Annotated in this window: 20 protein-coding genes and 1 pseudogene; 12 read left to right on the forward strand and 9 right to left on the reverse strand. The window is 49.8% G+C overall.

From position 1 onward, the window contains the following. Positions 1-152: 152 nt before the first annotated feature. Positions 153-503: a hypothetical protein gene (locus J7438_RS04755; RefSeq protein WP_209275634.1), complete on the reverse strand. Its 351-nt coding sequence runs from the start codon at positions 501-503 to the stop codon at positions 153-155. Between the two features lie 193 nt (positions 504-696). On the opposite strand from J7438_RS04755, the gene J7438_RS04760 reads away from it, so the two are divergent. Then, positions 697-1044 (forward strand): amidohydrolase family protein, encoded by a 348-nt coding sequence (locus J7438_RS04760; RefSeq protein WP_209275635.1) that lies wholly within the window; start codon positions 697-699, stop codon positions 1042-1044. Positions 1045-1161: 117 nt separating this feature from the next. Here J7438_RS04760 and metG read toward each other — a convergent pair whose 3' ends face one another. Then, positions 1162-3216 (reverse strand): methionine--tRNA ligase, encoded by a 2055-nt coding sequence (gene metG, locus J7438_RS04765; RefSeq protein WP_209275636.1) that lies wholly within the window; start codon positions 3214-3216, stop codon positions 1162-1164. Between the two features lie 243 nt (positions 3217-3459). Beyond that, positions 3460-5352 carry a hypothetical protein gene (locus J7438_RS04770; RefSeq protein WP_209275637.1) on the reverse strand — a complete coding sequence of 631 codons (1893 nt, stop codon included), beginning with the start codon at positions 5350-5352 and terminating at the stop codon, positions 3460-3462. Between the two features lie 502 nt (positions 5353-5854). On the opposite strand from J7438_RS04770, the gene J7438_RS04775 reads away from it, so the two are divergent. From J7438_RS04775 to apbC, 3 genes are all read left to right on the forward strand, one after another. Beyond that, entirely contained in the window at positions 5855-6283 is a 429-nt protein-coding gene (locus tag J7438_RS04775; RefSeq protein WP_209199844.1) for a DnaT-like ssDNA-binding domain-containing protein, read from the forward strand. Further along, positions 6192-6992 carry a replication protein P gene (locus J7438_RS04780; protein ID WP_209275638.1) on the forward strand — a complete coding sequence of 267 codons (801 nt, stop codon included), beginning with the start codon at positions 6192-6194 and terminating at the stop codon, positions 6990-6992. The genes J7438_RS04775 and J7438_RS04780 overlap by 92 nt, the downstream gene beginning before the upstream one ends. 174 nt (positions 6993-7166) lie before the next feature. Next, on the forward strand, positions 7167-8258 hold the full coding sequence (gene apbC / locus J7438_RS04785; protein ID WP_209275639.1) for an iron-sulfur cluster carrier protein ApbC: 1092 nt from the start codon (positions 7167-7169) through the stop codon (positions 8256-8258). Here the strand turns inward: apbC and J7438_RS04790 are convergent. Continuing rightward, positions 8255-8830 (reverse strand): NAD(P)H-dependent oxidoreductase, encoded by a 576-nt coding sequence (locus J7438_RS04790; RefSeq protein ID WP_209275640.1) that lies wholly within the window; start codon positions 8828-8830, stop codon positions 8255-8257. The genes apbC and J7438_RS04790 overlap by 4 nt on opposite strands. A 72-nt stretch (positions 8831-8902) precedes the next feature. Here J7438_RS04790 and J7438_RS04795 point away from each other — a divergent pair, with 72 nt between their 5' ends. Both J7438_RS04795 and J7438_RS04800 read left to right on the forward strand, forming a co-directional pair. Continuing rightward, a complete protein-coding gene (locus tag J7438_RS04795; protein ID WP_209275641.1) occupies positions 8903-9634 on the forward strand; it encodes a class I SAM-dependent methyltransferase in 732 nt (243 codons plus the stop codon). 114 nt (positions 9635-9748) lie between these two features. After that, complete coding sequence (locus tag J7438_RS04800) at positions 9749-10237, forward strand: CBS domain-containing protein (RefSeq protein ID WP_209199839.1); 489 nt, start codon at positions 9749-9751, stop codon at positions 10235-10237. A 137-nt stretch (positions 10238-10374) separates the two neighbouring features. Here J7438_RS04800 and J7438_RS04805 read toward each other — a convergent pair whose 3' ends face one another. Continuing rightward, on the reverse strand, positions 10375-10857 hold the full coding sequence (locus tag J7438_RS04805; RefSeq protein ID WP_209275642.1) for an OmpA family protein: 483 nt from the start codon (positions 10855-10857) through the stop codon (positions 10375-10377). Between the two features lie 295 nt (positions 10858-11152). Further along, positions 11153-12274: an alanine dehydrogenase gene (ald, locus tag J7438_RS04810; protein ID WP_209199837.1), complete on the reverse strand. Its 1122-nt coding sequence runs from the start codon at positions 12272-12274 to the stop codon at positions 11153-11155. A gap of 396 nt (positions 12275-12670) precedes the next feature. On the opposite strand from ald, the pseudogene J7438_RS27600 reads away from it, so the two are divergent. The 5 genes and pseudogenes from J7438_RS27600 (at position 12671) to J7438_RS04840 (ending at position 15499) form a co-directional block, all read left to right on the forward strand. Continuing rightward, positions 12671-13594: pseudogene (locus tag J7438_RS27600) on the forward strand (glutamine synthetase family protein). 207 nt (positions 13595-13801) lie between these two features. Continuing rightward, positions 13802-14206, forward strand: coding sequence for a hypothetical protein (locus J7438_RS04825; RefSeq protein ID WP_209199835.1), 405 nt, complete (start codon positions 13802-13804; stop codon positions 14204-14206). Positions 14207-14392: 186 nt separating this feature from the next. Then, the gene (locus tag J7438_RS04830) at positions 14393-14515 is read left to right on the forward strand and encodes a sporulation protein (protein WP_209199834.1); all 123 of its coding nucleotides are present in this window, start codon (positions 14393-14395) and stop codon (positions 14513-14515) included. A gap of 37 nt (positions 14516-14552) precedes the next feature. Continuing rightward, positions 14553-14891: a sporulation protein gene (locus J7438_RS04835; RefSeq protein ID WP_286196415.1), complete on the forward strand. Its 339-nt coding sequence runs from the start codon at positions 14553-14555 to the stop codon at positions 14889-14891. Positions 14892-14920: 29 nt separating this feature from the next. Continuing rightward, a complete protein-coding gene (locus J7438_RS04840) occupies positions 14921-15499 on the forward strand; it encodes an RING finger domain-containing protein (protein ID WP_209199833.1) in 579 nt (192 codons plus the stop codon). Positions 15500-15689: 190 nt separating this feature from the next. Here the strand turns inward: J7438_RS04840 and mglC are convergent, their stop codons facing one another. From mglC to mglB, 3 genes are all read right to left on the reverse strand, one after another. Beyond that, entirely contained in the window at positions 15690-16718 is a 1029-nt protein-coding gene (gene mglC / locus J7438_RS04845) for a galactose/methyl galactoside ABC transporter permease MglC (protein WP_101744865.1), read from the reverse strand. Between the two features lie 42 nt (positions 16719-16760). Continuing rightward, positions 16761-18284 (reverse strand): galactose/methyl galactoside ABC transporter ATP-binding protein MglA, encoded by a 1524-nt coding sequence (gene mglA, locus J7438_RS04850; RefSeq protein ID WP_209275643.1) that lies wholly within the window; start codon positions 18282-18284, stop codon positions 16761-16763. Positions 18285-18446: 162 nt separating this feature from the next. Then, complete coding sequence (gene mglB, locus J7438_RS04855; RefSeq protein WP_209275644.1) at positions 18447-19421, reverse strand: galactose/glucose ABC transporter substrate-binding protein MglB; 975 nt, start codon at positions 19419-19421, stop codon at positions 18447-18449. Between the two features lie 383 nt (positions 19422-19804). On the opposite strand from mglB, the gene J7438_RS04860 reads away from it, so the two are divergent. Next, the gene (locus J7438_RS04860) at positions 19805-20560 is read left to right on the forward strand and encodes a response regulator (protein ID WP_209275645.1); all 756 of its coding nucleotides are present in this window, start codon (positions 19805-19807) and stop codon (positions 20558-20560) included. The last annotated feature ends 5 nt before the right edge of the window (positions 20561-20565 follow it).

Raw genomic sequence — 20565 nt, forward strand, 5'->3', positions numbered from 1 at the left:
CTCAGTTTCTGTTGTCATTTTAGCGATTTTACGGGGCTGTAGAGGTAGAGGATCGCATGTAGAATTTGCCAGTCTTTTTTGAGGAGTTACGTTCTCAAAAGCTAAAGCGTTATAGTCATTAGGTTGGCCAACTTTATTATTGGTATTCATCTTTAAACCTTCCATGGTGTGGCGTATGGGTGATCCTTGTTAATGGCGTGATTTAACTCGTGCGGTGGCTTTGAGTCTTCCGGAGGGAACAGGGATTTAATATCTTCGATCGGACGTACATGAAACTGGGTGAGGGTGTTTTGTAAAGGAATATGACAGGTGTCAGCCCTGGAAAAGGTTACCGGAACTTTGTGGAGTTTATCGTTGATTGACTTGCCAGCAAAAAAACGGTAACGGTCTTCGTGGACCTGGAAGACATGTAACAGGAGGTAAGTGTTGCCGGAATTGCTACCGTAAGTCTGCAATTCGAAAGCTGCACCGACATTGTTCGCTGTTATTTTAGGGCTCTGCATACTCTTATTCCTTTAAGTTTGTGATTGGGTATGTTGTTGAATGTCAAACAGCAAATTTTTAAGACAGATTTCTGAAGAAAAAGTTCGTGGTAATCAGTGTGACCGTGTTGGTAGGATCGGGTTCAGTTTCATTTGCTGAGATCACCTTGTCGGATGCAACCGGGAAAATGACTGGCTTTCGATGCGCTGATGTTTGAGAACCTACCGATCTGTTTTCGGTCAGCGTGCTGGCTGGACAAAAAGACTGAAGTTTTACCGATTTACCGGGGATCAGGCTCAGTGGTTTGGAATCGACGCAGGGCGGATAAGAAAAGGAGATCAAGCGGATATCGTGGTAATTGACCCTGAAGCATTCGGGCAGGACCCGGAACAAGTCCACTGGGCAGAAATGGAAAACTTTGATATTCGCCGATTGGTTAACCGAAGCCCGGGTCTTGTGCAGTACGTCATGATTGAAGGCAAAATTGCCGTTGATGATGAAAATCTGGCTCCGGAACTGGGTAAAGTCAGAGGGTATGGCCAGTTCATACCGGCTCGCTAAACATCATTGTTCAGGGAAGGATCAATTATACCAACGGTGCTTTCAGTAATAAGCCCGATGATATAGACGTCAGAGCGCAGCTGTCGGGCTACGCTCTATTTCTACGGCTGAGGACGATTACATCACACGCATGCCAGGCTGGGCACCTTCGTGAGGCTCAAGAATCCACAGATCCTTACCGCCGGGGCCTGCGGCCAATACCATGCCTTCGCTCACACCAAACTTCATTTTACGTGGAGCCAGATTGGCCACCATAACCGTATGTTTGCCCACTAGGGCTTCTGGTGCATAGGCAGACTTGATGCCGGCAAAGACATTGCGAGGCTCGGGTTCGCCAATATCCAGAGTCAGACGCAGCAGCTTGCCCGCCCCTTCCACCAGTTCGGCGTTGACAATTCTGGCGATACGCAGATCGACCCTGGCGAAGTCATCAAAGGTGATTTCGTCAGCAACAGGATCTTTCTCTAACCATTCAGAAGAAACAGAAGACGTTTCTGCTGGCTTATTGGATGATTCCATCTGGGCCAGGACCTCCTTACTGGCTTCGATCATGGACGCTACTTTATCGGCTTCGACACGGGTCATCAATGGTTCAAATTTATTAACGTTGTGATCCAGGAGCAGCGTCTGGCTGTCCTGCCAGGTGAGAGGGGCAACATTGAGGAAGGCCTCCGCTTTCACCGTCATGGCTGGCAGTACCGGCTTGAGGTAGATCATCAGCAGTCGGAACAGGTTGATGCCGGTGCTGCAGATGTCATGCAGAACCTGGTCCTTGCCCTGTTCTTTGGCAACCACCCATGGCTTCACTTCGTCAATCCAGGCATTGGCTTTGTCTGCCAGCGCCATGATCTCACGCATCGCCTTGCCAAATTCGCGGCCTTCATAGTGCACGGCAATACGCTGTGCCGCTTCCTGGAAGTCGGCAGTGAGTTCTGGTGCACTGTTATCAGAAGAAAGCCTGCCGCCAAAGCGCTTATTGATAAAACCGGCATTACGGCTGGCAATATTGACCACCTTGCCCACCAGATCCGAGTTTACCCGTTGGATAAAGTCATCGGTATTCAGGTCAAGGTCATCGATACGGTTGGAGAGTTTGGCGGCGTAGTAATAACGCAGATACTCAGGGTCCAGGTGTTCCAGGTAAGTCCGGGCGGTGATGAATGTGCCACGGGACTTGGACATCTTTTCACCGTTGATGGTCAGATAGCCATGCACATTCACACGGGTTGGGGTGCGATAGTTGGTACCGTGGAGCATGGCAGGCCAGAACAGGCAGTGGAAGTTGACAATATCTTTGCCAATAAAGTGATGTACCTCGCACTGGCTGTCTTTCTGCCAGTACTCATCAAAGTTCAGGTCATCGCGGCGCTGGCAGAGGTTTTCAAATGCCGCCATATAACCAATGGGCGCATCCAGCCATACATAGAAGTATTTACCGGTTTCTCCGGGGATTTCAAAGCCGAAGTAAGGCGCATCACGGGAGATGTCCCAGTCCTGCAGGCCGGCATCCAGCCACTCAGCCAGTTTGTTGGCAATTTCCTCGGAGATGGTGCCAGAGCGGGTCCACTGCTTCAGGAAGTCAGCAAAATCCGAGAGTTTAAAGAAGAAATGCTCACTCTCTTTGTCAACGGGAGCGGCACCGGAAATGGCTGACCGGGCGTTTTTCAGTTCTGCCGGTGAGTAGGTCGCTCCACAGGCTTCACAGTTGTCGCCATACTGATCAGAGGCACCACATTTCGGGCAGTCACCCTTGATGTAACGGTCGGCCAGAAACATCTGTTTCTCAGGATCATAAGCCTGAATGATATTGCGACTGACAATATGGCCCTTTTCCTTCAGAGTCAGGTAAATCGCTTCTGAGAGCTTGCGGTTCTCTTGTGAGTGGGTGGAGTGGTAATTATCAAACGCCACATGAAACTCGCCAAAATCGCGAATCCGTTCGATGTTAATGCGAGCTACGGACTCTTCCGGTGAAATGCCCTGTTTTTCCGCATGGAGGCTGATGGCGGTGCCGTGGGCATCATCAGCACAAACGTAGGTACATTGGTTGCCAGACAGTTTCTGGAAACGAACCCAGATATCAGTCTGGATATATTCCACCAGATGCCCCATGTGCAAAGGGCCATTGGCATAGGGCAGGGCGCTGGTGACAAGTATTTTGCGTTGGCTCATGCGATTCTGTCTTGATGGTCGGATAAAAAACGGGAATGCGGCATTATACAAACTGTCCAGAGGAAAGCCTATTGGTGAAAAGTTCCATCGTTGACGATAATCATTTACCTCCCAGCTGGTTAACTACTTAATTGGTGTTCCTGAATATCTGATCAGTCCTTTGACATCAGATTTCAGGAAAATAACCATCGGGGTGGCAAAAGACAGATGTACGTAACTGTCCCTTTACTTTAATAACAACGTTTAGTAAAAATCCGACTCTGCTTCAGCGTTTTTCAGTTCATCAAGCATTGATGCTGTTTTTTGCTCATAGGGTGGAGTAGCAGCAGAATCTTGATGTTCTTCGTGCCTGGTCCCCGGCAAATCCACTGAAATCGTTCTTTTGCTATCAGGAAGATCTTTTATCACAGAGCTGATTTCGGCCCGTATGGGGTACTGACTTTTGTACCCAGAGCTTTTAAATTTGCTGATTTCAGCATTCATACGTTGTTGAATAACTTCCAGGGCCGTGTCTGGCGAAAACGTCTGTTTGTAAACTTCGTAATGTCGCCTTCGGTACTCGTAGGTGATTTTAATACTGCGAGTGCGAGGTCCGTCAGATAATGGCAATGGCGTACCCACGGTTGCTGCTTTTTTTGCTTCGATAACAGGCTTTGCCGGGCTGGAAATGGATGCGGACCCGGTTCTCAATGGTTCTGCCTGCGGTTTTTGTGTTTCTGTTTGAACGGAGGAGGGGGGATTTTGTTCCACCGGTGCGGCCCATCTAACCGACTTTTTTCTGGCTGTTGGGACTACGGTATCCTGAGCCCTGGTGTTTTGATTGGTGTCCAGTCTTTCAGGTGTTTTTTTTGCTGGTTTAAGGTGGGGGGTGGCCACAGATATAACACTTATTGTGAGTGTCTTGTAGGCAGGCTTTTCTTTTTGCACTGATTCGGAGGTTAGCTGAATATCATCCTCATTTTTCGGGCTCAATTTGGCTTCAGCCAAACTGTCAGTCTCTGTGGCAGAATCACTCAACGATGGGAGAACTGAGGCTTTATCCGGTTGGGTGCCCGTTTTCTCAGGTTTGTCATTGATTGCTGTTGCATCGATTGAGGTTGCATCGTCATCTTCTTTATCAGCCCCACTGATTTCCAACTCACTCACTTTACTTTCAAGGCTGTGCGTTATGGTTTGGGTAATCGGATTCTGATCTGCTGCTGGTGGTCCGGTTCTGATATCCATAGGCGGCAAATAACTCGCAGAATCTCTGGTTATGACTTCATCTTCGAGATGACCACTATCTTTACTGCCGCTGGTTTCAGGCCCTGATTGATACTGTTCTTGATTGAAAAACTCATGAGTGGTTACAAACTGCTCCACGGCACTTCCTGGTGATCCCTGGTCTTTCTCTACATCAACTGGATATTCCTGAATTTCATAGACACCTTCTGTAGGAGATGCGGATGAGGAGGTACTAAGTTGGTCATCCTGTGAGAGCTGGTTTTGTAAAGCGCTGTCCGTTGAGCCTGATGGTGCTTCCACAGTGCCGACATCAGGCTGTTCAAATGTTGAGTCAGCAGCTGGATCATCCAGAACGGTGAGTCCCGCCCGTGTTTCTGATGATGACTGCCCAGTGATGTCCGGTTCAGTGATGTGTGTTTTGAGGCTCTGTTGGAGTATCGGTTTAATTTCAGTTGCCCTGGCCTGTTGGGGCGGGTGGCTGCTGAGGGGGGATTGAGGCTGATCAGCACGATGCTCCCGTTTAGTGGAGGTTAAACGTGGCAGCGACGCTGTGTGTCCTTCTAATAAAATCCTTAAACGTTCAGCCTGTTCTTCTGCCCTGGCGATAAGGGCAGAAAACGACTGGCTGTTGCTCTCCTTATTGGTGTTCAGGGTGAAAGCTGACGGAGAGTGTTGATCCGGGATTGTTCGCTTTCTGGTCGGAAGCTGTTTGGCATGTTCCTCTCCTGAGGGATGCAGGTGAGAAGCGAGTTGCAGAGTATCAGAATCAGGCGAGAATTTAGCAGTCTTCATACCGTGGTAAAGCGTTTTTGCTTCTTCCCTGGACGACGCAGTGGGCGAATGGGGAAGGTTCTGCTCACGGGGACTGTGGATTGTATGATCGTAACCTGAACCTGGGTATTGTAGGTCCATTCTCACTCTCCTGATTAAAAAACCTCCTCTTCAGATCATTGAGACCCTTTGAAAGTTTCCTGAGTTGACTATTTTATCGCTAAATAAATATTCGTATTTTTTAATTCTTTTGAAATCAAGGCGCTAATTTTTGCAACTGATGATTATATTAGTGATCTACGGCCGTACAAAGATGGTTTTGTATCATGAATTTTTTAATTATGTTTCGAGGCAATCGTTGATAAAATAATGTCAACAAGACATGGGCTTACATTCATCAGGCGACCTTCGGGCCTCACAAGCACTCTGGTTCGAGTGCGCTAATTGGTCATGGGGCAGTGCTGATGGTTTTTGTGTCCTTTACTCATTGCCATGTCATGGCTTCAGCAGCAAACTTCCCTGTCCGGGCTGACGATGGTTATTCCTGTGCCGCTTTTTCTGTGTTGACGAAACCGTATGGCAAACAGGGTGATATCATTGATCAAGCTAGACCAGAAACGGGAAGGCAGGTATTGTTGATTACATGACTGACGAGAACAAACATTACATTCGCCGGCGCAATGCGGGCGCATTACCCTGGGAAATCGAGCCGGATACCCGCAAGCAGGAAGAGCATCCTGTGTTTGGTCAGGCTCAGCCTGTGATCCGTGAGGGTGCCCGGGTTCAGCCCTTGCCGGAAGATTTTGCTCCATCCCGGGAAATTCTGGAGTTTCTCCAGGCCCATCAGGGGATACCCCTGGAATTTATTGCTACCCAGCTGGTTGATTTCAAGTTGTACTGGCATGAGACGGGTGAGGCGCGAAAAGCCTGGCAGAACAAGTTCAAATCCCACGTCATTTACCAGTGGAAGCGGAATCAAAGTGAAACAGGGCAAAGATCTCATCGATCAACAGCTGAAAAGCTTACAGACCGGAGCTGGGACGACGGCTTCCAGTTCGAAGACGGCGAGTGATCAGCGGTCCATCGCTCAACAAGCGCCTGCGGCCTGTGATCAGGCAGCCTCTGGCCCTGGTACGCAACAGGCCCGTTCCGGGGCCGATCATGTTGATGCCATTAATGCGGTTTTCACGCTGCTGGAAGATGCCTATCCCCTGAAGTTCAAGCGGGCTTTCCAAACCCATGAAGATATCATCCGTGCCAAGCGGGTCTGGAAAAACTCTCTGCAGGAATTCAGCCCCCGTCGTATTTTGATGGCGGCAAAAAAGGCGCTGGATACCGTTAAATTTTTTCCCGATCTCAGTGATATCCGTGAGCTGTGCAAGCTGCGATACGATGAAGTGGGGTTAAAAGAGCCCCTGCAGGCTTATTATGAGGCCTGTTATGCCCCGCAACAGCACAGAGAATATCCATGGTCGCATATTGCGGTTTATCTTGCCGCCCGTGAAACCGGTTGGATGATGCTGCGCAGTGAGGAACAACGGATCGCTTTTCCGGTATTTGAGCGAAACTATGAAATACTCTGTAACCGGGTACTGGAAGGTGAAGATCTGGAGGCCAGTATCCTGAAAGGGATTGAAGATAGTCGCAGTAAAGAAGTCACCCGTCTGGCAGAAGAGGCGGCGCAACAGCATCAGCGGGAAACGATGATTTCCCAGGGTATTGATCCGGATAATGGGGCATCAGCCCGGGATCGGTTAAGGAAAGTGTTTGACCAGGGCTGATACTGAATCATCCCTGATGAAATGCAGGGTGCCCTGAACTCCGCGAATCGACTGACTACTGTATTTGCAGTAAATCCTGCGGCGGTGACGTGTACGAAAAGCCTGCCTCTTGAATTTCTCTCCTCAAACCCTTATTAAACCGAATATTATTTTCCCGCCGACTGGAGTGTGGCCATGAATCCAAGCCGAGCCGATATTGAAGCGGCGATTCGCAGCTATCAGGACCCTTACCTGAAAAACAATTTGCTGGATGCTGGCTGTCTTGAATCCCTGAACGTTGACAATGGCAACGTCAGCGCTTCACTGGTGCTGGGTTACCCGGCCAAAGGCCTGTGTCATGGGGTGGCCCAGATGCTGGCCAGTAAAATCGAAGATGTCGATGGCGTTGCGTCGGTGGATGTTTCGGTCAACTGGCAAGTGGATCCGGCACCGGTTCAGGGTGAGCTGGAAACCATGGCCGGTGTGAAGAACATCATTGCCGTGGCTTCCGGTAAAGGTGGGGTGGGTAAATCCACCACCGCAGCGAACCTGGCCCTGGCCCTGGCGGCAGAAGGTGCGCGGGTGGGTATTCTGGATGCCGATATCTATGGCCCGAGTATGGGACAGATGTTTGGCATTGCCGATGGCACCCGGCCGGATGTGAAGAATGAGAAATTTTTCGTGCCCATTGAGGCCCATGGTATCCAGGTGATGTCCATGGCGTTTCTGGTGACCGAAGATACCCCTGTGGTATGGCGTGGCCCCATGGTCAGCGGTGCGCTGATTCAGTTGCTGACTCAGACGATGTGGCATGACCTGGATTACCTGGTGATTGACCTGCCTCCGGGCACCGGTGACATTCAATTAACCCTGGCTCAGAAAATTCCGGTTTCCGGCAGTGTGGTGGTGACAACACCTCAGGATCTGGCGCTGATTGATGCCAGAAAAGGTGTGGAGATGTTCCGCAAGGTTGGTGTGCCGGTTCTGGGCGTGGTGGAAAATATGGCGGTTCATATCTGCTCAAACTGTGGCCATTCCGAGCATTTGTTTGGTGAAGGTGGGGGGAGCCGTATCGCTGAGCAGTTTAAAATCGACCTTTTGGGCTCCCTGCCCCTCTCCATGATGATTCGTGAACAGGCAGACCAGGGCGCGCCTACGGTTGTTTCTGAACCAGAATCACAGATCGCCATGATCTACCGGGATATGGCCAGGCATATGACGGCAAAACTGTGGTTACGTCATCAGCAGGCCCCGGCCGTGCCATCCCTGTCAGTGGTGGATGACTAAAAGTGTTTGATTTTCTGGCGGACTCTGTCCAGGAACTGGCTTAACCGGGGTTTGGCAATCTTATCCATGCGGTACAGAGTCAGCCAGTCAATATCCCGGCATTGGGTGACGGCCTTCAGGCTCAGTTTCATCATTTTTCGGGGTGGGTTACCGATCAGGGCCATCCGCCAGCGGGATGCGCCCTGGGTGGTAATGATCAGAATCTTCTTCAGGTTGGTTAGCTTTGGTTTTACCCCATCCGGGCCAAAATCGGCCACGACAGAGGGAAGCCAGACTCGATCCAGCCAGCCCTTCAGGATTGCCGGTGGTCCCATCCACCAGGTGGGATAGATCATGATCAGGGCTTCAGCCCATTGCAGTTGGTGCACATATTTCTCTACGGTAGTGGTGTTGTCCCTGTCCTTATAGGTTCTTCGCTCGGCGGTGCTCATTCTGGGCTCAAAATTTTCCTGATAGAGATCCAGCGTTTGTACCTCAAATGATTTTGCCCGCAGCTCATCAGACACCACCTGCAAGATGCTGGCGTTGTAACTCTCAGGAACCGGGTGGGCAAAAACAACCAGTGTTTTCATGCAAGCATTCACTCCATGCCTTTGTTAGTCTGGCCTGATTGTACCGCTTATTGAATGGGGCGTAACCGCTGTGTGTTCGTCTATGCTTGGTTGATTACCCGCGCTAAAAAGACCAACAGCATGGACAATTTCTTCCAGCAGTGGCGTACCTATCGAACCGTTGTTGACCAGGGCTATATGGGGCACAACAGTATTGCTGACAATATCCTCAGGCAGATAGAGCCGCTGCCGCAAGGTTTGGATATTCTTGATCTGGGTTGTGGCGATGCCGAGGTGTTTTTCCAGCTGCTACCGGAGCTGACGGTCAATGCGTATCGGGGCGTTGATAGTTCTGCTGCGGCTCTTGAGGTTTTGACCGAGCGTTTTAACGGCAGAGATGTTGCGTTTCAGCTTGACTGTCAGGATATGATGGATTTTCTATCGTCCTGTGATGATCAGTTTGACATTATTCTCGCCGGGTTTTGTATCCATCATCTGTCATTTGATGACAAAAAACGGTGCCTGGAGATGGCTTATCGCTGTCTTCGTGAGCATGGGGTGATGTTTATCTACGATGTATTTTTACAGCCCGGCGAATCCAGGCAGCGGTACCTTGCAAATTATCTGGCTTATATGCATTCCAACTGGACAGCCATGTCAGTTCGGGAGTTGGAGGCATTGAGTGCTCATATTACAGACTGTGACTTTCCTGAAAAGGTGCAGACGTTTCAGCAATGGTCAGACGATGCCGGATTTAAACAGGTCAGGAACCTGTGGGAAGGGGAGTGGCATTCCCATAAGCTGCTTCAGCTTAAACGGGGGTGATGGCACAGTGACGGTTACTCTCTGTTCATCCTGAATATTGATCTGGGTCAAGATAGTGTTTTGCCGCAATAGGTCATACTGATCCCGACAGTGTTTCTTCCGGGAGCCAGGGATATGAATAATGACAACCCCTTAGTTAGCATGACGGCTGAACAAATCATGTGTCAGAAGGTGATGACTGTTCCCTCTGACTGGTCAGTGGATCGGCTGGCGCGCTTTTTGACGGATAAGGCCATTTCCGGTGCGCCGGTGGTGAATAATGCCGGACAGTTGATCGGCGTTGTGTCATTTTCCGATATTGTCCGGCAGGCAGGCAGTGGTCTGGTTGATCTGGCCAGGCGGGATGATGATTTTTACAGCGCCATGATCGATGATTCACTGTCACCGGAAGATCAGCGCTCCTTTCATGACCTGGTGGATCAGTCCGTTCTGGTCAATGATATTATGACGCCGATGGTGTTTGAAGTGTCTCCGGATACACCGCTGATCCACGTCGCTGAAGCGATGGTTAAAGGGCGTATTCACCGGGTTATGGTTACCAGGGATCGCTCACTGAAGGGGGTAATCAGTGCGCTGGATCTGTTGAAGGTGATGACGCTTTAGGTGTTTGCGGAGTATTGCTCCTGCATTTCCGGGATACTGTACATCCCTGTACCTTCCCTGGAAATAAAAAAAGGTACCGGTTGACCGGTACCTTTTTGAAGTTCGCTAACCGTGTAGTCCAATCAAATCAGAGACGATTAACGAAAGATCCTCATCTCAACCCGACGATTCTGCGAACGGTCGTTTCCTTTGTTGTTGAGGGTAACAGGGCTGTGTTGGCCTTTACCCGACGTTGTAATGCGCTCTTCTTCTATACCTTTATGCATCAGGTACGCTTTTACAGCCAGGGCCCGACTCTCAGAAAGATTCTGGTTTGCCCGGCTTGAACCAACTTTGCAGGTATAGCCCGTGAGTTCGATACGCCTGGAATCACCCATGTGTTCTGCAACCGTATCCAGTAACTTACGATCTTCCATATCCAGAACTGAAGTTCCAAAGTCAAAATATATGGCCTTGGGCGTCTTTTCCTCAAAAAGACAGAAGGGAAGATCACAGTTGAAAACGTTATTGGTTGATTGGTAATCACTGGCGGCCATTTCGCTGCTGGTTTTTTTTAAGCCGCAGCCTGTGGTCAGAAGGGCTGCTGTTAGAAGGGCGGTTATTTTGAGTTGCCTTATCATGGTAATTCTCCATCCATGGTGTTTAATGATGTTTGATTCCCTTTTATGGGAATTTCTATTGAGTATAGTGTTGTGCTTTCCCGTTGCAGGGGCCTGTTGGGAAATCTTTTGGGCAGGTGTCAGTAAGACTGATTTTTGACAGAGTGCGCGGGTTTTCAGGGATGAGCGGCAGGACTCAGGGAGCCACTTGTAAAAGTGCTGTCTCCTGGTCACATCTCCACTCCCCGGGGCATTCGACAGGTGTGGAGGTGCAACCCGGATTCAGCAATCATCAGACATGGATTTTCAGCACCGGTTAAATCTCAGTCAGTACCAGGGCTGCTGATTTGTAAGGCAGATTTTGTGCCTGGGCAACGCTTTCACAGGTAACAACACCCCGGCAAACATTCAGGCCTGCCAACAGATATGGATTGTCTTCCAGAGCCTTGCGAGTGCCTTTGTTGGCAATCTGAAGAACATAAGGCAGTGTTGCATTGTTCAGTGCCAGGGTAGAAGTACGGGCGACCGCTCCGGGCATGTTGGCAACGCAATAATGCACCACGTCATCAACGATAAAGGTCGGTTCGGCATGGGTGGTCGCCACAGAAGTTTCTGCGCAGCCACCCTGATCAATGGCCACATCGACAATAACAGAGCCTGATTTCATCCTGCTAACCAGCTCCCGAGTGATGAGCTTGGGCGCTGCTGCTCCGGGCAGCAGAACACTGCCGATGACCAGGTCAGCGGATAGCACATGCTGCTCAATAGACTGGGAAGTGGAGTATACGGTACGAACACGGTTGCCATATTGGGCATCCAGCCAGCGCAGTGCATCCACTGAACGGTCAAGTACCACCGCCTCGGCACCCATGCCGACTGCCATCGCGGTGGCATTCTGGCCAACAACCCCGGCACCGATAATGACCACCTTGGCAGGTTCAACGCCGGGAACCCCGCCAAGCAGCATACCGCGTCCGGCCATGGATTTTTCCAGACATCGTGCACCGGCCTGGATAGACATGCGCCCGGCCACTTCCGACATGGGGGCCAGCAGTGGCAATCGACCCCGGGCATCGGTTACGGTTTCGTAAGCGATACAGGTTGCCCCGGAATTGATCAGGTCTGTGGTCTGTGGCACATCAGGTGCGAGGTGCAGATAGGTGAACAGTGTGTGATGGGGTTTCAGTCTGGTGCGCTCAACAGCCTGGGGCTCTTTTACTTTCACGATAAGCTCAGCTGCCTGAAAAACCGCTTCCGCCGTGTCCAGGATTGTGGCACCTGAGGCCAGATAGTCCTCATTGAAGAAACCTACGCCATTACCGGCATGGTCTTCAACAAACACCTCGTGTCCGTTGTGAACCAACTCTTTAACAGCAGCCGGGGTCAGGCCTACGCGGTACTCGTGATTCTTGATTTCCTTGGGAATACCTATCCGCATATTCAACTCCATGATCCTATTAAATTGGGATATAACAATATTTAACATCAATTTTCACAGGATTTTATCTTAAATATGACTTTTTATTGGTTTTTTAATCTAAAAAATATTTTTGAATGAATTTTTTGCTCTGTGTTCAGGAGACATAACAGATAAAGCCCGATAACCGCCGGTAAATTAACGTGTGTTAAATATATTGAACATCACTCAGTGACTGGGCAGTATTGGCATAAAAAAGGCATAAAAAATAACAGAGCAAGTCAGTATTGCCTGGGAAGGACAGTCTTGAGTCCGACAGGCTAACGGGGCTGAAAGTGGGACTTGCTCTTAAAAAAAACCAGGGGATCCACCAATGCCAGATTTCAAAACAGAACTTGCTGACTATCATTTTATCTGATTGATCCCCGGCGCTCGGCAGAAGGCAAAATACAGCCGCCATTGGGATTTGTGACCGGCACCCGTGAGACCATGAGTCAGCTCTACTCCGTTGATGGCTTGGCGGATTTTGCCGGGTTTCTGGATGACGTTAATCAGCTGGCCAAAGCCCGGGGCGTTCCTGCTGACTCTGCGGTGGCAGAAGCTGCGCCGGGGCAGTTTGAGATCAATCTCAAGCATGGCAAAGATGCGATCGCCGCCTGCGATCATGCAATTCTGCTGAAGCGGTTGATCCGCGAACTGGCCGGACGTTATAACTATGAAGCCACCTTTATGGCGAAACCCTATGAACAGCAGCCGGGCAATGGGCTGCATATTCATGTTAGTCTTCAGGATGATTCCGGTGGTAATGTTTTTGCCAATGCAGAAGGGGAAGACAGCAAGATTCTTCAGCACGCCATAGCCGGTTCCATTGATATGATGCCGGAAACCGTGGCACTGCTCTGCCCTAATATAAACTAATATCGTCGTCTTGTTCCTGATATGTATGTGCCGTTACACGCTTTCTGGGGACACAATAACCGTACAGTGTCGTTAAGAATACCAGCTGGCGGGCGAGCCGACCGCCGTATCGAACATCGCCTTGCCGGGGCCGATGCCAACCCGTACCTGACATTGGCTGCTGTGCTGTCCGGCATATTGTATGGCATTGAGAATAAGCTGACGCCACCAGGGGAGGCAGCACCCGGGCTTGAAAACGAATACCCTTTGTTGCCCCACCGTCCTGCAGAGGCATTGTCCAGGCTGGCTAAAGGCACACTGCTTTCTAAATATATCAGTCAGCAATACATTGATCTCTATACCCTGTGCAAGCGGGACGAGCTGCAGGGTTTTGAGCGTCATGTGACGGCTTTGGAAACGGAGTGGATGTTGAAAACGGCATGATTTGGCCAGGACTGAACTGACCGAAACCTGTGAGAGGCTTTCAGATAATGACCCATGATGTACAGTATATGGAGAAATACCAACCTTCCTTGGTGATCGCAAAGAACTATACCAGACTACCGCCTGCCAAAAAGAAAAGATCGTCGTATACACATTCTTGCTGCGCACTGAAGGCACCGGTTTTTTGCGATCACACAGCATTGATAAGTGAGCTATATGCCCGGGATGAAACTGGATTATGTCGTGACTTCAGCAGGTAATATGGTGAACATAGCCAAGAGGAGCCTTGATGACAAAGAGCTTATGGAGACTCTGTCATCCAGAGCGACGTGCTCAGGGTGTAATATTTATTTTTTGCAGGGTACCAAAGTTGCGGTCTGCGGCCATCGGGTTTGTAACCAGTGCTGGATAAGTAATGAAGAACGCTGTCCCAATCGTCGGTGTGGCGATGACAAGAAACTGGAAAATTACGATATTTCCAGCATGGATGAGATTGGCAGGTTATTTGTGAACTGTCCGCTGAGTGGCTGTAGAGAAATACTCTCCTATGCAGAAACTGACGCACATATAGCTGCACACAACCTGCCGGAACCTGGTCAGAATAATGAATGACTCGGGATACTCGCTGCCAGGCTGAGTCGGTGAAGAGAGTTTGACGGGTAGGAAATGGGGCTTATCATGGGCGACTTTGGCCAATATGAATTGTGTTCTGTTTATCAATGATCAGCAGCACAGACTCCTGGACTGATTTTACTGTTTTTTCGTTGTTGTATATCTATGTCACTACTGAAAAAAGCAATGGCATCGCTGTCGATAGGTGCCGCAAAAGTGGATGCCGTGCTCGAGCAGCCAGAGTTGATTCCGGGCAAACGGGTGGATTTCACCATTCGGGTTAACGGGGGGGCGCTGAACAACAGATAACATCTATCTGAATATCTGCTGCCAATATTTTGCCGAGCTGGAAAAGCGTAAGGGTGGTGATGAAGGGACCGTGACTGAAAAGGTAAAACAGACCTGCTCTCTGAGCCAGTGGTCATTACCGGAAACCTTTATCATTGCTCCGGGTGAAGAACGAATATTCAATGCCAGTTTTATTTTGCCCCATAACACACCCCTTACCCCTGAATCTTTAACAAAATCCTGGCTTATTGAGAATACCCCTAACGTTGACACCAGAGACTTTGGCCGCCTCCGGGCTACTGCCGCTGGCTCAGACAGTCATGATAACGGCAATAAAAAAATCACGCTTGAACTATTATCCAGAGACCATGTCAAAAGTCCCTGTCTGAATATGTAAAAATTGATGCACGCTATCTTTGGAGTTTTATGGTTACAGATAGTATTTCAACCTTTTCGTGTCCTGTTTGCCTGGACAATCTGGGGGAAGAAGTCGCAGATCACCATGCCCCGTTTACCTTGGCATGCGGCCACGTTTTTGGTCGGTCATGCATCATCCAGGCAGGCAAATACGATATACGCTGTCCCATGTGCCGGGAGTACACTGTGCCAGATGAATTCACGACTTATTACGCCCGTGTAACGACGCGATTGTCGGACCGTCTGGCAACCTTGTCGCCTCCACCATTATGGGTGTACGAATTTGTTGACCAACACTTCGGTTATCTTTTAACTGCGGGGATCACCCTCAACATCAATAACTGCGCTGTCAGTTATCTTAACGGTAACCATGTTGCCGATGATTTGGCTCGGATTATTTTACTGAGTACCACTGAACTCTTACTCAATGAAGATAGACGCAACGCTGTCATTAACAGTGCCAGAAACGCAGGCATTGGTGTCTGCTTTAGTTACCTTATCAATGGCCCTGCTGCTATTGCTCCGGGCATTGTTGGCGCTGCAGCTACTGTCACGCCTGCTGTTATCGCATCCAGGCTGTGGCCGTAATGGCGTTGCAGTTCGATACCATCTGCCGACGATTTTGGACAGGTAGTTTTCCAACGTTCCTGTGTTTATGCTAACTGCCGTATCCGATACAACGCCTGAAGCACTGGGTGAGTTTGTGATTGCTTTCCTTGATCAGACTTGATCTGCAATTTTCTGCTGAGCCAGTGCTTCGACATCGTCGTTTTATCGACTATTTTTTATTGGCGTATTTCATGGAATCCAGAGCTACGGCAAAGATAATAATCCCCCCCTTGATAATAAACTGCCAGTAAGGGTTGATGCCGATATAAGTCATACCGTAGTTGATGATGGTAAAGATCAATACGCCGGTGACCACGCCCATGATACTGCCGACGCCACCGGCAAAAGACACCCCGCCAACCACACAGGCGGCAATGGCATCCAGCTCGTACAAAAAGCCGAGGTTATTGGTGGCAGAGCCGATACGGCCAGCTTCCAGAAGACCGGCAAAGGCATAAAATACACCGGAAAGCGCATACACCTTCAGCAGGGTAAGTGGTACGTTGACACCAGATACTTTGGCCGCCTCCGGGTTACCACCGATGGCAAAGATGTTTTTGCCAAAGACGGTTTTGTTCCACAGTACCCAGCTGAAAATAATGGCAATAACCGCATAGAAGGTGATATAGGAAAGCCGGAAGTCACCCAGTCGGATAAAGCCCTGGGTAAATTCGGAGAACTGAGTGGCAAAACCGGCCACTGGCGAAGCGCCCACATAGTCATAATAGAGGGAGTTCACGCCATAGACGATAATCATCGTACCCATGGTGGCGATGAACGGCGTCACTTTCAGGTAGGCGACCACCAGCCCGTTCACCAGACCAATCAATGCACCAATGGCACAGACAATCATGATAACGGCAGGGATCGGCAGTGGCCCCAGCTCCGGGAAGACTTTGTTGACATTTTCCAGGGCTTGCAACAGGGTTGCCGAGATGACCGCTGCCAGACCAACCTGACGACCGGCAGAAAGGTCGGTTCCCTGGGTAACAATCAGACTGGCAACCCCCAGGGCGATAATAATTCTGACCGACGACTGTGTCAGTATATTGCTGAGGTTTCTTAAACTTACAAACGACGGTTCTTGTATAATGATCACCGCCAGAAGAATCAGCAGCACCGCATAGATACCACCTTCTTTTACCAGGCGCAGAACACTCAGTTGTTTTCCCGCCGTCAGACTGCTGGCAACACTCATGGCAGTCTCTCCCCTTGTTCGTTTCAGTAAATAAAAAATGCGTTATAGATAGCGTGCAGCCAGTTCAAGAATTTTGTGCTGCGTGGTTTCCCGGGTATTGACAATGCCGGCAACCCGACCATTACTCATTACCATGATGCGGTCGGTGACACCCAGCAACTCAGGCATTTCTGATGAAATCATAATGATGCCTTTATCCTTTTTGGCCAGGTCCAGAATCAGCTGATAGATTTCAAACTTGGCACCCACATCAATCCCCCGGGTCGGTTCATCCAGCATCAGGATTTCCGGTTGGGTCAGAAGCCAGCGGCCAATGACCACTTTCTGTTGGTTACCGCCGGAGAGTGAGCCGATGTGTGTTTTATGACCGGGTGTTTTTACCTTCATGGCATCAATTACCCACTGAGTATCCGCTCCCATGGTCTGATTACTTAATAAACCAAAACGTTGTTTGTACTTTTCAATATTGGCAATCAGAGCGTTAAAGGTGATATCGAGTGTGGCGTAGATACCCGTCGCACGTCGCTCTTCGGTGACCAGAGAGAAGCCATTCTGGATGGCCTGGTATGCATCCTTATTGTCCAGTGTCTTTCCATGCAGCTTGATAACGCCCGCGCTTTTATCGCGAATACCAAAAATGGTTTCCACGACATCGGTACGACGGGCACCCACCAGACCGGCGATACCCAGAATTTCGCCTTTACGGAGTTCAAAGCTGACATCCTGTATGGAGGGCTGGTTTTTGGCGGTCAAATGTTCTACCTGAAGAATCACCTCTTTCGGCTGGTGATTCCGCTGAGGGAATCGCTGGGTCAGTTCCCGCCCCACCATCAGGCTGATGATCTGGTCCATATCCAGACCTGCCAGTGGCCGGGTTGTCACCCATTGACCATCCCGAAGTATGGTAATGTCGTCGCAGATAGAAAAAATTTCTTCCATCTTATGAGAGATGTAGACAATACCGCAGCCACGCTCTTTTAATTTATTAATGATGGTAAACAGGTGGCGGACTTCTTTTTCTGAAAGGGACGAAGTCGGTTCATCCATAATGACAATTTTGGCGTTGTAGGAAAATGCCTTGGCAATTTCCACCATCTGTCGTTTGGAAACAGACAGATCCGCCACCTTATCTTTTGGATCAACATCAATATCCAGCTCGTCAAAGATCTTTTTGGTTTCGTCGTACATGGTTTTGTGATCAATAAAACCATGTTTCTTTGGGTAACGACCCAACCAGACATTGTCCATCACGCTGGATTGCAATACCTGGTTCAGCTCCTGATGCACCATGGAAACACCGTGAGTGAGTGCTTCCTTGGATGAGGTGAATTCTGTGGCCTTGCCTTGAAAATAAATACTGCCTTCGTCTTTTTCATAAATACCGAAAAGACATTTTAAGAGCGTTGATTTGCCGGCACCATTTTCCCCCATCAGGGCATGGACGGAGTGAGGACGCACTTTTAGATTAACCCGGTCCAGGGCTTTTACTCCGGGAAATGATTTGCTGATGTCGGTCATTTCCAGAAGCCATTCACTGTCGTTAATCAAATGGTTGCTGGTATCCATAGCATTCTGACTTTTCAGAGATAAAGAGCACCCGGCAAGGGCATCGGAAATGCCTGGCTGCTCTTTTGAATAAGAAACGGAGTTGAAAGATTTGGCCTGGTTTCCTCTCGTTCCCATGCTCCTGCGTGGGAACGAGGGGTTAGTCAGACCTTAACCTGCCTGTCACAAGTCGTCTTTATCGACACCCACGTAAGGTACGCGAACGATTTTATTTTCGATATTCCAGTTGGTGCCTTCACCTGCGCCTTTGCCATTGGCCAGGTTATTGGCTAACTGAAAAGCGGCTTTGGCCTGGTTATTGGCGTCGTTCAGTACGGTTCCCTGCATTTGCCCGCCTTTGATCAGTGCCAGTGCTTCTGTCAGGGCATCAACGCCAAACACGGGAATGGCGGATTTACCGGCGGCTTTCAGGGACTCGATAGCGCCCATGGCCATGGCATCATTGTTGGCGATAACCACTTCAATTTTGTCGGCATTCGGGCCAGAGATCCAGGCATCAACCTTGTCTTTTGCCATGGCGGTATCCCACATGGCGGTATCCATATGGAGTTCTGCCGTCGGGTAGCCCCGGTCATTCAGGGTAGAGATGACATAGGACGTTCTTGCTTCTGCGTCCGGGTGGCCGGGCTCACCCTTCAGTAATACATACTGGATCTTGCCATCACCGTTCAGATCCCAGGCTGAGTTTTTGGCCCAGTGCTCAGCAATCAGTTCTCCCTGGATAATGCCCGATTCCTTGGAGTCAGTGCCAACGTAGTAAGCATGCTTATAGCTGGCCAGGGCTTCAGCGGTGGGCTCTTTGTTGTAGAAGACAATGGGAACATCATCGTACTTGGCTTTTTGAATGATGACCGGAGCGGCGGCAGGATCCACCAGATTAATCGCCAGCGCATCCACCCCTCTGGCCAGCATAACGTCAACCTGGTCATTCTGCTTGGACTGATCGTTCTGCGAGTCGTTCATCAGCAGTCGAACACCGTCAACCTTGTCGGCTTCTGCTTCGATAGCCCGGCGAACGCTTGCCATAAAGTTATCGTCGTATTTGTAAACGGTAACGCCAAGGGTCGTGCTGGCCTGAGCGGCACTGCCAATGGTCATCGCTGCCATCATGGCAGCCAGCGCTGTGACTTTTTGCATGGTTGTCCTTCGGTGAATTTCTGTGTGTTTTGATGGTATCAAATAGTGCTTGCTGTTAGGGTAAGGCAGCTCAACGAAATGTAACAAAGTCTTAACCCGGATATTTCATAAACGTGCTCCCGCTCTCGCTTGTCCTTTGTCGCTCTAAGGGAGTTTTGCTCAGTCGACCGTACTCCCCGGTACGGCGCTCCCTCGCAAAATCCCTTAGAGCGACAAAGTCCTGCGCGAGATTCGGGGCAGTTTATGATATATCCGGGTTAAAAAAGTGATCATAAAAAGATAAGTCGATCGACGTTCATATTGTCAGGGATCAATAGTTTTGCTCAGCGCTGATTGGGATAATCCTGCCTGACGACGTGGTCATTATATGTTTAGGGGGAACGATGAGGGCATTGCACCGGATTTTTGTGGTGGATGATGATGATGGCATTCGGCAGTTACTGGCTGAATACCTGACAAAGCATGGTTTTGCTGTGGAAACATCACCGGATGGTGAGTCTTTTCTGGAACGGTTCCAATCACTGTCCGTGGAAGAAACCCGGAATGCGCTGGTGGTGCTGGATATCATGATGCCGGGTATTGATGGCTTCGATGTCTGTCGGAAGTTGAGAACCTTTACCAAAGTCCCTGTGATCATGCTCACTGCCGTATCCGATGAAATGGACCGTATTGTTGGTCTGGAAATCGGGGCAGACGATTACCTTGCCAAACCCTTTAACCCGAGGGAGCTACTGGCCCGAATTAAAGCCATTTTCCGGCGCAGTGAGCAGACCGCTGAGGCGGTGCCGCCTTCACGGTTTTGCTGTTTTCATGGTCTTTGCCTGGATATGGTGACCCGGTCATTGTCTGATACGGAAGGTGAGCCCCTGCCGCTCTCTGGTGCTGATTACAATCTGTTGATGCTCTTTGTGAACAATGCCGGCAGGGTGTTGAGTCGTGAGTATATTGCTGGCGAAACCCGCAAACGCGGTTCAGATCCACTCGACCGTTTTATTGATGTCCATATCAGCCGTCTCCGCCAGTGTCTGGGTGATGATGCCAGGTCTCCGGCGATCATCAAAACCGTGCGAGGTGCCGGATACCTGATGGCCACCGAGGTTCGATTTTCCCATGATGCCGCCGTGCCTGTTCTTTCGTGAGCGTA

Source organism: Thalassotalea sp. G20_0 (assembly GCF_017744175.1).
In the GTDB taxonomy this organism is placed as follows: domain Bacteria; phylum Pseudomonadota; class Gammaproteobacteria; order Pseudomonadales; family Endozoicomonadaceae; genus Endozoicomonas.